Source organism: Rossellomorea sp. KS-H15a (assembly GCF_024195245.1).
Taxonomy (GTDB): domain Bacteria; phylum Bacillota; class Bacilli; order Bacillales; family Bacillaceae_B; genus Rossellomorea; species Rossellomorea vietnamensis.
The window spans coordinates 1,478,437-1,491,325 of record NZ_CP096886.1 but is presented as its reverse complement, the minus strand read 5'-3'; the positions used below and the strand labels follow the sequence as shown (position 1 = coordinate 1,491,325).

Here is a 12,889-nt window from a genome sequence, read left to right as displayed (position 1 = left end):
TCCTATTATTCACATGAAATGCGTAAGCCCTGCTCCTCCAATTCCTTCAGTTTGAAGTCCTGGTTCGGCAGGTGGTCCAGGAGGCTTTGGATCATCGGGAAGTATTCACTCTCGCGGTTAAGGGAGTAAATGATCCATTGACCGCGCCGCTTCTCCCTTACAATCCCCACGTCCTTTAATTTTCTGACGTGTTGACTGATGGCGGGCTGACTTGCTTTGAAGATCTCCACAAATTCACACACACAACAGTCGTTCGTATCCAGTATCTTTACCATGGTTAACCGGGTCTTATCCCCCAGCAACTTTAAAATCGTTGCCGCTTTGTCTAACTCAGCCATCCACTCACCCCCTGAATATAAATGTATGCTTATATAATAGTTCACTTATATGTAGATGACAAGACATTTCTGTATTATTCTAAGAAAAAGGGGGCTTACATGCAAATGGAATCTATAGATGAGATGAAAAAGGATGACTGGAATCAAGTATCTACCATCTACAAAGAAGGAATCGAGACGGGGAACGCAACATTCCAAAAAGGCATTCCGTCCTGGGAAGAATGGGATGCCAGCCATATAGTAATCGGTCGCATCGTAGCGAGGTCAGAGGATTCCATATTAGGCTTGGCTGCCCTAAGTCCTGTCTCAAGCAGATGTGTATACAAAGGGGTTGCCGAAGTGAGTGTGTACGTGTCAACCCAGCATGCGGGTAAAGGGATTGGCACTCTTCTTCTCCATAGCTTAGTGAAAGAGAGTGAAAAGCACGGGTATTGGACGCTTCAAGCGGGGATATTCCCGGAAAATATGGCAAGCATCAGGCTCCATGAGAAACATGGCTTTCGTATCGTCGGCCGCAGGGAAAGGATCGGCAAGATGAACGGCGTTTGGCGGGATACGGTTTTGTTGGAGAGGAGGAGTAAAACCGTTGGTGTGGAATGAAAATTCAGGGAACTGTGAATAGTTCCGGCAAGTCTGACTACCAATCTGAACGATTAAAATCAGCTTGCCGACTATTCATTAAGGCTCGATGAGATCTGTATCCGGAGGTATATACCCCAGCTGTCTACCTATTTTCACGATTTGTCCTTTATGATGAAATTCGTGTGTGACAGTATGCGTATACAGCCATAAAGCTGAGATTTCTGCACTATCACCTTCACCGAAGGATATGTGCATAGTGTGATCCCATTTCCCTTTGAACTCCTGGAGGAATTCATGAAGCAGGTCATCAGTCTTCCTGAAAATGTCACGCATTTCCTCTACTGTGTTTACGGAATCCGCAGTGATTTTCGGAAGGGACCGACCTAGAGCACGGCTTCCCAGCCATACTCGATAGCAATCCGCTACGTGAACATGCAGATTGCGGATGGAGTCTCCTCCAAACGATTCAAGTTCTTTTACATAATCCGCTTGGGACATCGTTTCACAATAACGGAATAATAATTCTCTCGTACGGCGGATCCATTCATATTGATTTATAAAAACATCCATCTTTGGGCCTCCATTTATAGTTCCTCAATTTTTGAAAAGTGTATAGGTTAGTCATTCTATTTTCGAGCTTGTATTTCCTTTATGTATGAAAAGATATCTACTAAACCCTCTCAACCTCTAACCTGCAAGTAATCCGGAGCTTCTTTCTTCACAAAATGCTTCTCAATGAACGATAGTACTTCCTCATTTCCAGGTAAAGACACAATACCCATGGCGTCTTCAAAGGACAGCCATTTATACTCACTATGCTCTTCGTTTAACACCACTTCCTGATCATCCTGTACGAATCCTACAAACACAGGCGCAATGTATATGTAATTCCCTTCAATGGAATAGATCCGATCAAAGGTGTTGGCAGAATATAAGGAAACGTTTGTGATGCCTGTCTCTTCTTCCACTTCTCTGCATGCGGATTCCCATGCTTTCTCGCCTTCTTCGATTCCTCCGCCGATATAGCACCATGCATCTTTTAATACAGACTCGGCTCTTTTCACGAGTAATACTTTGTATTGATCATCGATTTTTTTCAATATGACGACAGCGATCCCTGTGCATCTGATCGGTACTTCGCTCATATCGTCACCCTCTCCGCTTCTGTCCACAACCGCTGGACCCTTACAAGTTCGTGACCATTAAATTCCATCCGGTAAATATCCGGTTTGGATGTACTGTGCAGGAAATCTAAATCATAGCGGGAGTCATAATGGCCCATCATCAGCGTCATGATGGCTCCGTGTGTGCCGACTGCAATTTTCTTTCCTTCATGTGTATGTAAGAGAGTATCCAATAAGGCAACGGCCCGCCTTTGACATTCGGCATTGGATTCCGCACCTTCTAAGGAAAAATTCGGGTCGTGGAACGACGCCTCCAGCAATGGTCCGAGTTCCTGGTCGGAAATCCGGTTGTTATTTGTGGAAAAGATTCGTTCCTTCAGGTCTTCTTCCACGATCACAGATTGTCCGATATGCTGACTTATCCCTTCCACCGTTTGAACTGAACGGAGGTAGGGACTTGATACCACGACGTCCATGTTTTCCTTTTTCAGCAGCTCGGTAACTTTTTGGGCATCGGCTATCCCTTTTTTCGTTAGTCCACGTGTCCGTTCAGGACCTTCTTTCGGTGAGTCGCCGTGTCTTATCATATAGATTTGGGTATTCAAACTTTGATTTCCTCCTTTCACCTCTAAAAATTTTTCTTTTTATAATGGGGATGGATCAATCTTCTCTCTTGGGTGGTCACCTAAAGTAGGTATCATGCCGGTTTCAACCATTTTCATGCGAGATCTGACACAATCATGCGGGGTTCACATTTATCATGCGGGATAGGTGATAATCGTGCCGGTTGGTCGAATTAGCTTTACACTTAAATACCCGCTCAGTCTCCTAAACTCTCCCCCGTCAGAATTTCAAACAAACGAGCAGAGTCTTCCTTTGTCAGCTTGGCATACTCATCTGTCCCCTGCATGACCTCGAGTTCATCTTTCATCGGACTGATCCACACCTGGTGCAACATGGCCTTTGTATCAATATTTGGATTTTTAAATTCATACATAAATCGATAATCAGGAGGTCGTATGAAGTCAACTTGTGCATCCTGCCAGTGGACATCACGGAGGATTCCCCTTACCTCTTCCACCTGTTTGGTATCCGTGACCTTGTTAAACTCTTCATATTCATCTTCATTTCCGACCTGCTTCTCGACGACGATGTTTTGTTTTTCATTTCCTGCAATATCAGTTGTGCAGGCTCCTAACCCAAGGATTATAAGAATCGCAATAAATATTGTGGATCCACGCCTCAACATATAGAGGTCTCCCCTTTTTCAATTTCACCTTTAGAATTCACCGTGTCTTTTCCCCACTCACAATTTTCTTCATTCTCCCAAGAAACAATAAACTTGTTCCATCCCTTGGTGACGGAGATGATTTCAACCGTGCCTCCATGGTGCTTCATGACGATGGCTTTTGCCTGTTCTTCCGTCAGGTCCGAATCGATGCCTTGGCAGCCGCCTACCAATAATAAACCTGCGATCATGAAGGAAGTCCTTTTCAACTCTACTCCTCCACTTGAGGCAGAATGGCATCATACAATTCCACCCGCACATCATAAGGATCCCCAGGCTGGTTTTCTTTTTGATAGATTTCAAGATTCCAGCTCTTCGTGGAACGGGTATACCCGTTTTCACGGATCCACTGGTGCAGCTGCTCGTAGCTCTGCCGGATGTCATGATTTGGTCCCTGGTGAAGTATCGTTCCATATGTGTGAGCCGGGATAGTCAAGCTGGTCATGTCTGTTGGAATGTCTCCATACTCCTTTACCTGCAATCCGATCCAGTAACCGTCTTCTTCCGGGGATGATTCTTCAACGATAAAGGCACCTATCTGCTGATCCGGTTGCAACGCGTTTTGGATTTCTCCCTTTCTTTCTTGTAACCTCACTGCCGCTTTCGGGATTTCCTTCACGTACTCGTCACCGGGGCATACGACCCTGAACCCCACTAATTTCACTTCTCCAACGCTTTTCAATTCTGCCATCGTTTACGCCTCCTCTATCCAATCATTAAGGTTTTCCCGGACAAATGCGATATCTTTCTGGTAGTGTTCCACATGCCCTTCTTCTATCATCTTTTGAAAAGCGGGATCCCCTTCCCGTGCTTTCCGGTGGATGGTTTGACAGATTGCTTCCAATCGGCGGATAGCCATCTGAAGATCCTCCAGTCCAAAATCTATACCATACGATTCAAAGAATCGTTTCACCCGTTCTTTGATCCTCGCTGCATCCCGTTCCCGATCGTAATGCATAGCGTCACCCGTCTCTGAATAACGTACACGGCTCAAAGGTACACAGGTGTACAATGTATAGGCGATGTCCCATCGTCTTGGACCGGGTCCGGCCACATCGAAATCGATGATTCCTACAGGATGCTGTTTGTTGAAAATGATGTTGTATATAGCGAAGTCATTGTGGCATAAAACCTCAAATGGCTCTGGTGTGTGATCGATCGGCTCCCAGCCGTCGTCGATGGGGAAATCGCTCACGGCGTCATGATAATGCCTGAGCATCTTCGCAATACCGCTCAGTACCTCATCTGACCACATGTATTCCTTTAACGGATAATTCCCGGCTTCCCCTTCGATGAAGGATAAGATTTCCCTGCCTTTCTCATCGATGCCGAGAAACGCCGGTGAGTGCCGGAATCCCTTCTTTTCTAGATGACTCAGAAGCTTGTGAATTCGGGCGCTCTCAGGCTTCAGTTCCCGACGGACAGTATCTCCGGAGCGGTAGACGGCCGAGACATTCCCGCCGGTCAGTTTTTCTTCGCGTGACATAAGCTACCTCCATGAAACCAGTTTGATCCTTCAATCCCAATTATTTCAAAAATCAGACCATTTCACAATCCCCTACTCACTTCAATGAAGAAAACCTCTCGTTTTCACAAGAGGCTCAGCTTTTCTTCGGCAAGAGGAGCGTGACGGTGGTCCCCCAACCTAATTTACTTTTTACGGTCATGCGACCGTTATAATCATTCATGAGTTTGAAGCAGATAGTGAGACCAATCCCGGTTCCTTTGTCCTTATTGGTGAAATAAGGTTCTCCGATCCGGGCTAAACGTTTTTTGGAAATACCTTTTCCATTGTCGATAATCCGGACCCGGATGCACTCATTTGTCTGATCAAGCTTAATTTTAATCATGCCTTTTTCCTCGACTGCTTCGAGACTGTTCTTGATCGTATTGAGGAGCACCTGTTTAAAGTGAGATTCATGAAAGGCAACCAGGGTGTCCGACGGGAGCGAACTCGACATGTAGATCCTTTTATTCTGCTCAGCGGCAACGGCGTCGAACAGGATCCTGACATGGTTGACTTCGTGATGGATATTGAGCTCCATGTCTTCTTCACGGAAGTCCGCCTCGTCATTCGCTTCGGGCTTTGCGAGCAGCAATAGCTCCCTCAATACTTCGTTTACCCGGTCGATTTCTTCGAGCATGATTCCTTCATACTGACTGTCCACATTCTTTTCCTTCATGAGTTGGATGAAGCCCCTCACCGTCGTCAGTGGATTTCGGATCTCATGGGCAATGCTTGCCGCGAGTTCCCCAATGACCTTGCTTTTTTCAGTGGAGAGTAGGAGCTGTTCATTCTGCTTCTGATTCGTGAAGTCGATTCCATAAAACAGGGTGTACAGTTCCTTGTCATGATAGCGCAAGGTCGAGGTGCCCCATTGGATATAATGGACTTCCCCATTGATACGTGTCAGTTTCTGCAGTTCCCCGCGAGTGATTTTCAACTGATGTGCCTTCAGGAAGTTGGAAAATCTCATGCCCATCATCTGTTCTCCGGATATCAACAATAAGGCACAAATGGAATGATTGATCTTTACGATCCGATTCTCTTTATCTAACACAACAAGATAGTTCGGGTTGATATTCATAATCTCTTCCAACAGATTGCTTTGTTTCACGAGATTGTCATTCGCCACATTCAGTTGTTCGGATTGCATTTGGAAGAAGCCGAGAAACAGGAGGATGGCGACAAGGATGGAGTTGAAACTAGAGAAATATAAAGGCAGCACACCAAAACCGCTGATGACCCCGTTTAAGAAAACAAAGAAGGAACCAAACACAAGCTTTGAATAAAAAAGACGGAAAAAGGCGTCATGCAGCTTTAATGTAAGACCAAGAAGGAAAAACGTGTGAACAAACACCAATAGCACATTAATGATAAAAGTAGAGTTAAGCATCCCGTACACGGGAATGAAATGAGAAGGGGCGAACGTCGTTTCAGGAACGAGCGCATACGAGGTGACTCCGATCTTGGTAAAATTTATCCCGTATACAACGAGACTGAATCCAACGAGGATCAGGAGAACCTTTTTATTGAAGAGCATGTGATATTTCCTTAATTCATCATGCCTTTCTACAAGGTAATACGCAAAATAATACATGACCGGCATGATCAGAATCGGACCGATCCGGAAGATCCTGAACGCATGATCAATCAATTCTTTCGAAAAATAGTCATTGGCATATAAAAAGGCAATATCAATCTGCCATAAACATAATAGGAATAAAAATAAGGATAGCGCTTTGCTTAAGGTGGATGTTGAATAGAATAATAGCGATCCTGATATGATGACAGGAATGAATGAAATGGCGACTAACAGGACAAACTCCATCTACCTCTCCCCTTTTACTATGATCATGCAGCTGTTGAATCCCTTGTGAGGTGATCATGTTATGCTTCTCCAGACGAATTTTCGCTGCAGAAGGTGTCAAGGGATGCTTTCTTATTTATATCGGATTCCGAACAATCTTGTTGAACGATATTATATGCCTTCCCTGAAATTTTCTTGGCCTATATGGCTTATTTTCAGAAGGCGCTTTCAATATTCAGGTGGGTGAATTGACCTACACCTTCTATTTTACTGAAAAACGAAAGGAAGCTATATATATTTCCCTATTAAACCACACGTTATTTTATGGTAAATAAGGATGATTTTTGGCAAAAACCATCTAAAAATCCCGCTTCCATGGAGAGAAGCGGGATCATTTGTAGATCCGGGGATCATTTCTTCTTTTCTTTCAAAAGCGAGCCAGCAACTGCCGCGATGACATCTCCTATCGCCGTCAATAGCGCAATCATTCACCCACCTCTGCCTTTTTCTTAACGAACGGGCTGATCGCCGTTCCGATCGCTAGACCAAGAAACGCAGCAATGGCATAGAAACCGATGGCCATCCCGTCCCAGCCTCCGACCATGAAGATACTATATAGAACGGTACCGAGGCAGACCAGGCCCAATAGTGAGGACAAACTTAGTACGATGTGATTACGGGTATACCTGGCCATCACGACAATCAGGCAAGCTGATAGGATAAAAAGCACGATGATTGGCATCCATCCCTCTAACATCAACATATTGCCACCCCCTAATAAATTCCTCTGTTAAACCACCAAAAGAAAAAGAGTATCACGACCACGATAAATCCCAGCAGGGCAACCACATGTTTTCTTTCCATTTTTTTCTTACCGGAATGAGCAGCAACGATACCGCCAACCAGTGGTAAGGAAATGGCGACCCACATCCAGAAACCCATCTAACTCGCTTCCATGAATGAGAGAATCTTATCTTTCAATCCACCATTACTCGTATACAGAATATACGTTTCAGAATGGGTCCTGATGACGACTCGGTCTGTGTGCCCATATGGAAGACCGATTCGGATGGCCTTCTTATCCTCACCACCATATGTATCATCCATCGATACGTCTTTGATTTCTGAAAGAGGTATGTCTATTCGACTTAACTGCCATTTGATTCGCAGATTCTCATTGTTCCTCGATACCTTTACTTCCATTCTGATCACTCCTATCTATCTATATAAATATTTACGCGATAAGGGTGCAGAAGGTTTCAAATTTCTTCCTATTTTACATTCGAAGTCTTCCTTTTATTTTCTGGTTGCTTTAACCAGTAACGAACCCCTTTTCCGGCCAGCGGTTCGTCACTATATCGCGGGATCACATGCAGGTGGCAATGGAAAATAAACTGATTGGATACCTCTCCGACATTCCAACCAAGAGTATAGCCGTCCGGGGAATACTCTTCGTCTAGGTACACTTTTGCTTGCTGTAACAACTCATATGTATCGTTCCATTCTTTTTTTGTTAACTCGAAAGCATTGGCGTGATGACTTTTCGGCACGATGACCCCGGACCCTTGCAGTACATCCTGGTGCTTGTTATGCTGCAAGAAAAAGCAGGATTCATTTTCGAATACGATGTATTGATCTTTGTCCTGTTCCGGATGGCAGAATGGACAGGTTTCTTGATTGGTCATGTGTTTCCTCCTTTCTTACTCTCAGTTCTATCGCAAGGCCTTACCAGAAACAATATGCCAGTGAAGGTGCTTCGAGTCCTGGTAGTCTCCCATATTTGTGATGACTTTACACGCACCATGCTCATTCGTGACCATTCGCGCAACTTTTTTTATGACGCCTAATAGTTCGAGCAATAATTCGTTATCCTCTTCTTCCAGTGTGAGGAGTGATGGAACATGTTTCTTGGGAATCGCCACGATATGGACAGGGTAAAACGGCCTGGTGTGATGGTAGGCAAGGACATTATCTGTTTCGAGCACCTTTTTCACTTCTGTTTTCCCGCTTAATACCTCATCACAATAAAAATCATTCGTCATGGTTTGACCTCCCTAATACAATTTCTATTTCCAATTATTTCAAACCTCCCTTCCTTTGACAATCCCAAATCCCCGTAGCGTCACTTATTTCACTTAAGTGTTCAATTTTGCAAAAACACCTCATACAAACTCTACACAGTGAAACCCCTTTCATTACTGATTAATCCGCTATATACTAGACTCATAAGATGATCATCTACTAAACAAGAATATAAATATGCAAAATCAACTAGAGGAGGATCCTCATGGTACTGGATAAAAGACGTGCACACTTATTATCCATCATTCAACATTCGCCCCACCCGGTCCCGACGAAGGAACTGGTCGCCAGGATGAACTTGTCCCAGCGGACCATTTATTACGACCTTGATCAGATCAACAGCTGGTTAAGGACAGAAGGGTTGGAACCAATCGAGAGTCAGCATGGGAAGGGGTTGTTCTTACCCCCTGAATCGAAATCGAAGTTGATGATTTCGAAGGATCAGAGTTTTGAAGATTGGCAGTATCAGTTATCGAAAGAAGAGCGCGAAGTCCTGATTAAAGCCTCCATCCTCTTGGAGGAACAGGATGCGTCGATGCAGCGGTTCATGGATCTTACGAGTATGAGCCGGGGAACGATCGCGAAGGTGATTAAAGACATTAAAAAGGAATTTCGTGAAGCCGGTCTTCACCTTTATTACAAAAAGGGATCAGGCTACCGGTTAAAGGGTCCCGAAGAGGCAAAGCGAACGATGCTTTCCACGATTCTTGCGACCATCTTCTCCCATCAGGATTGGCAGAATGTCCGGAATGAGGTTCATCGGATGATTCAGCCGGAAGCGGATACATGGTCACAGGAAACGGAGCAAAGACGCCTGGTGCGGGAAATTCTTTATGAAGCGGAAAAGGAATTGGGATTGACGCTGACCGATGAAATGGTCGAGATCCTGTCGCTTCAAATCCTGATGATCATGAAGCGGATCGAGCTGCACAGGTTCATTTCGGTCCCTGACGAGGAAAAAGAAGTGTTGAAACAGACTGAAGCCTACTGGGCAGCCCTTCATATCACCAATAAGCTGGACGTCACTTTCCCGGATGATGAGGTTTGTTTCATTACGATGAACCTGCTCGGATCGAAAGTCCAGCAGGATAACTTCAACCGCTATACGGAACAGGAATTGTCCGGGCTGAAGGAAGTCGTTCAACGGATGATCCATGATTTCCAGCTTTACTCCTGTGTCGTATTCGATGACAAACAGGGACTGGAGGAAAACCTGATCTCCCATATTAAACCGACGTTTTACCGACTTAAGTACGGTCTCTCCATCGCGAATGATCTGTCTGACAGCATTCAAACGACGTATCCGGACATCTTTCACCTGACAAAGCGGGTCATGAGGCATCTGGAACTCTATGTCGGAAAAGCGGTACCGGATGAAGAGGCAGCCTATATCACCCTTCATTTCGGAGGGTGGTTGACGAAAGAGAAGAAAAAGGTCGAGACGAAGTTCAAAGCCCTGATCGTCTGTGAAAACGGGATCGGGACATCCAATATGCTCCGGACCCAGCTCGAGAATCTGATTGCCGGGCTGAATGTCATCACGACGCTCTCCATGAGGGACTATCGAACGAACGAGTACGAGGCGGATATTATATTCTCCACCAATTATATAAAAGAAAAAGAGATTCCCGTCATCCACGTGCCCGCCATTTTGACCAATTCCGAAAAGGAACGGGTCATGCAAAGGATGAACGAGCTTTTCGACTCGAAGCCGACCGAAAAGAACCGGACCGATCTTCTGATGGATGTGATCAAGCGATACGCAACCGTCCATGAAGAAGACGCATTGAAGAAAGAACTGGTCCAGCTTTTAGAACAAACTACTCCCACGATAAAGGAGCTCAGAAAGCCTATGCTTAATGAATTACTGACAGAACAGACGATCCAGCTGAAAGACCGTGTCACGGATTGGGAGGAAGCCATCAAGGTGGCGAGTGAGCCCCTTGTCAAACAGCAATCGATCCGACCGGATTATGTGGAAGCGATGATCACGAACGTGAAGGAATTGGGTCCTTATATCGTCATCGCACCGAATATCGCCATCCCCCACGCACGTCCTGAAACAGGTGTCGAACAGCTGGGGATGAGCTTCCTGCGACTTGAGGAACCGGTTTATTTTTCCGAAAAAGAAAAGCACCGCGCCCAACTCATCATCGTGCTCGCGGCGATCGATAATCAAACGCACTTGAAAGCACTCGCACAGCTTACCGAATTATTATCAAATGAAGGCAATGTTGAAAAGTTGATTGCAGCAAACGATCAAGAAACCATCATCAAATTAATCAATCAAACAGTCGAAGTATAAATTTGAGGAGGAAATGAAAATGAAAAAAGTATTAGTGGTATGTGGAAACGGATTAGGAAGCAGCATGATCGTAGAAATGAACGTAAAGGCAGCACTGAAGGATATGGGAAAAGAAGCGGAAGTATCCCACACGGATCTGACTACAGCGAAAACGGAACAAGCGGATCTATTCCTCGGTTCTGAGGATATCGTCGAAAGCCTGGAAGATGGCCGCAAGAATGTGGTGAAGTTGAAGAACTTGATGGATAAGAATGAACTTCGCGCAGCATTGGAACAAAATATCTAGTCCACTTTTAAAAAGAAGGAGCGATACACATGATTGATATCATAATGAAGGATATACTCGGTACACCTGCGATCCTTGTCGGTCTATTCGCCTTAATCGGGCTCCTTATTCAACGGAAGAATTCGGGGGATGTCGTGTCCGGAACCCTTAAAACGGTCATGGGCTTCGTCATCCTCGGGGCGGGTGCGAATGTACTCGTCCAGTCCCTCGGGCAATTCAGCAGCATGTTCAATCATGCGTTCGAAGTCGACGGAGTCATCCCGAACAACGAAGCGATCGTGGCTCTTGCACAGGAAAGCTTCGGGACGGAAACCGCGATGATCATGCTGTTCGGTATGGTGGTCAATATTCTGATTGCACGATTCAGTCCTTTTAAATACATCTTTTTAACCGGACATCATACCATGTTCATGGCCTGCATGATCGCCGTCATCCTGACAACCGGAGGATTCACGGGAGTACCGTTGATCGTTCTCGGTTCGATCATCCTTGGGGCATTGATGGTCCTGTCACCTGCCATGCTTCAGCCATTCACACGTAAAGTCACCGGTTCCGATGACTTTGCCGTCGGTCACTTCGGCTCCATCGGGTATTTGGTGTCAGCCATGGTCGGGAAGGCAGTTGGAAAAGGAAGCAAATCCACAGAAGAAATCAAGGTACCTAAATCACTCGGTTTCCTGCGTGATACATCCGTCTCTGTTTCACTGACGATGGTCATCCTGTTCTTCGTCGTAGCAGGCGCAGCAGGCTCAGCCTTCGTCGAAGGAGAATTAAGCGGTGGACAGAACTTCCTGGTCTTCGCCTTTATGCAAGGGATCACATTCGCCGTTGGTGTGTATATCATCTTAGCAGGAGTGCGTATGCTCCTTGGTGAAATCGTACCGGCATTTAAAGGAATTGCAGATAAGGTCGTTCCAAATGCCAAACCAGCCCTTGATTGCCCGGCAATCTTCCCATTCGCAGGGAACGCCGTCATCATCGGATTTCTATTCAGCTTCATCGCCGGACTTGTGAGCATGCTTTTCCTTCCACTACTAGGATTGAAAGTTATCGTTCCGGGACTTGTCCCTCACTTCTTCACAGGGGCAGCAGCCGGAGTGTTCGGTAATGCAACCGGCGGACGCCGCGGTGCCGTCATCGGTTCCATGGCGAACGGAGTCATGATCAGCTTCCTGCCGGCCCTACTATTACCGGTGCTAAGCTCATTAGGATTCCAGGGAACCACGTTTGGGGATGCAGACTTCGGATTGGTCGGTATCGTGCTTGGAAACCTTGTCAGTCTTATTGAATCCAATATGATGGTATTCGTTTCGATCATCGTCCTTCTAGCCGTTCTATTCTTTATCAGCTTTAAGGCGAAAGGGACTGGGGAGAAGGAAGAAACGGAAGTAGCTTAAGATGAATTCAGCCACCCGCGAGTTGCGGGTGGCTTTTTCGTTGTGAGTCATGGGGACAGGTACCGCGGCGTGTGAAATCAATGACAATAGAAAAAAACCATTCTCTAAAGGAAGTTTTTCCTGTAATCTAGTCCTTGAGAAATTTTTACATATTTTTTGTAACGAATGAACGGTTT

General features: G+C 45.5%; 18 protein-coding genes. 4 read left to right on the top strand and 14 right to left on the bottom strand.

The features are described 5' to 3' along the window. Positions 1 to 5: 5 nt before the first annotated feature. The gene (locus tag M1J35_RS07665; protein WP_254653284.1) at positions 6 to 338 is read right to left on the bottom strand and encodes an ArsR/SmtB family transcription factor; all 333 of its coding nucleotides are present in this window, start codon (positions 336 to 338) and stop codon (positions 6 to 8) included. Positions 339 to 437: 99 nt separating this feature from the next. Between M1J35_RS07665 and M1J35_RS07660 the strand changes: the two genes are divergently transcribed. Further along, positions 438 to 938: a GNAT family N-acetyltransferase gene (locus M1J35_RS07660; RefSeq protein WP_371928714.1), complete on the top strand. Its 501-nt coding sequence runs from the start codon at positions 438 to 440 to the stop codon at positions 936 to 938. 78 nt (positions 939 to 1,016) lie between these two features. Here the strand turns inward: M1J35_RS07660 and M1J35_RS07655 are convergent, their stop codons facing one another. From M1J35_RS07655 to M1J35_RS07595, 13 genes are all read right to left on the bottom strand, one after another. Then, positions 1,017 to 1,490, bottom strand: a complete 474-nt coding sequence (locus M1J35_RS07655) for a DinB family protein (RefSeq protein WP_254653283.1) — start codon at positions 1,488 to 1,490, stop codon at positions 1,017 to 1,019. A 110-nt stretch (positions 1,491 to 1,600) separates the two neighbouring features. Then, positions 1,601 to 2,065, bottom strand: a complete 465-nt coding sequence (locus M1J35_RS07650) for an NUDIX hydrolase (RefSeq protein WP_254653282.1) — start codon at positions 2,063 to 2,065, stop codon at positions 1,601 to 1,603. Beyond that, positions 2,062 to 2,649 carry a histidine phosphatase family protein gene (locus tag M1J35_RS07645; protein WP_254653281.1) on the bottom strand — a complete coding sequence of 196 codons (588 nt, stop codon included), beginning with the start codon at positions 2,647 to 2,649 and terminating at the stop codon, positions 2,062 to 2,064. The genes M1J35_RS07650 and M1J35_RS07645 overlap by 4 nt, the downstream gene beginning before the upstream one ends. Positions 2,650 to 2,864: 215 nt before the next feature. Further along, the gene (locus M1J35_RS07640) at positions 2,865 to 3,293 is read right to left on the bottom strand and encodes a YhfM domain-containing protein (protein ID WP_254653280.1); all 429 of its coding nucleotides are present in this window, start codon (positions 3,291 to 3,293) and stop codon (positions 2,865 to 2,867) included. Continuing rightward, positions 3,287 to 3,523, bottom strand: a complete 237-nt coding sequence (locus M1J35_RS07635; RefSeq protein ID WP_254653279.1) for a hypothetical protein — start codon at positions 3,521 to 3,523, stop codon at positions 3,287 to 3,289. The genes M1J35_RS07640 and M1J35_RS07635 overlap by 7 nt, the downstream gene beginning before the upstream one ends. A gap of 20 nt (positions 3,524 to 3,543) precedes the next feature. Next, positions 3,544 to 4,023 (bottom strand): GyrI-like domain-containing protein, encoded by a 480-nt coding sequence (locus M1J35_RS07630; protein ID WP_254653278.1) that lies wholly within the window; start codon positions 4,021 to 4,023, stop codon positions 3,544 to 3,546. A 3-nt stretch (positions 4,024 to 4,026) separates the two neighbouring features. Beyond that, entirely contained in the window at positions 4,027 to 4,818 is a 792-nt protein-coding gene (locus M1J35_RS07625; protein ID WP_224520889.1) for a phosphotransferase, read from the bottom strand. Positions 4,819 to 4,933: 115 nt separating this feature from the next. Continuing rightward, positions 4,934 to 6,664, bottom strand: coding sequence for an ATP-binding protein (locus M1J35_RS07620; protein ID WP_254653277.1), 1,731 nt, complete (start codon positions 6,662 to 6,664; stop codon positions 4,934 to 4,936). 463 nt (positions 6,665 to 7,127) lie between these two features. Further along, the gene (locus tag M1J35_RS07615; RefSeq protein WP_254653276.1) at positions 7,128 to 7,406 is read right to left on the bottom strand and encodes a YesK-like family protein; all 279 of its coding nucleotides are present in this window, start codon (positions 7,404 to 7,406) and stop codon (positions 7,128 to 7,130) included. A gap of 11 nt (positions 7,407 to 7,417) precedes the next feature. Further along, complete coding sequence (locus tag M1J35_RS07610; protein ID WP_254653275.1) at positions 7,418 to 7,585, bottom strand: hypothetical protein; 168 nt, start codon at positions 7,583 to 7,585, stop codon at positions 7,418 to 7,420. Then, on the bottom strand, positions 7,586 to 7,846 hold the full coding sequence (locus M1J35_RS07605; protein WP_254653274.1) for a SunI/YnzG family protein: 261 nt from the start codon (positions 7,844 to 7,846) through the stop codon (positions 7,586 to 7,588). Between the two features lie 68 nt (positions 7,847 to 7,914). Beyond that, positions 7,915 to 8,328, bottom strand: coding sequence for an HIT family protein (locus M1J35_RS07600; RefSeq protein ID WP_254653273.1), 414 nt, complete (start codon positions 8,326 to 8,328; stop codon positions 7,915 to 7,917). A 27-nt stretch (positions 8,329 to 8,355) separates the two neighbouring features. Next, positions 8,356 to 8,685, bottom strand: coding sequence for an HIT domain-containing protein (locus tag M1J35_RS07595; RefSeq protein ID WP_079531321.1), 330 nt, complete (start codon positions 8,683 to 8,685; stop codon positions 8,356 to 8,358). Between the two features lie 245 nt (positions 8,686 to 8,930). On the opposite strand from M1J35_RS07595, the gene M1J35_RS07590 reads away from it, so the two are divergent. Genes M1J35_RS07590 through M1J35_RS07580 form a run of 3 tightly spaced genes read left to right on the top strand, consistent with a single transcriptional unit; the run spans position 8,931 to position 12,713 of the window. Beyond that, positions 8,931 to 11,030, top strand: coding sequence for a BglG family transcription antiterminator (locus M1J35_RS07590; protein WP_254653272.1), 2,100 nt, complete (start codon positions 8,931 to 8,933; stop codon positions 11,028 to 11,030). A gap of 19 nt (positions 11,031 to 11,049) precedes the next feature. Continuing rightward, positions 11,050 to 11,316 (top strand): PTS sugar transporter subunit IIB, encoded by a 267-nt coding sequence (locus M1J35_RS07585; RefSeq protein WP_044338820.1) that lies wholly within the window; start codon positions 11,050 to 11,052, stop codon positions 11,314 to 11,316. 29 nt (positions 11,317 to 11,345) lie between these two features. Further along, complete coding sequence (locus M1J35_RS07580) at positions 11,346 to 12,713, top strand: PTS ascorbate transporter subunit IIC (RefSeq protein WP_224520897.1); 1,368 nt, start codon at positions 11,346 to 11,348, stop codon at positions 12,711 to 12,713. The last annotated feature ends 176 nt before the right edge of the window (positions 12,714 to 12,889 follow it).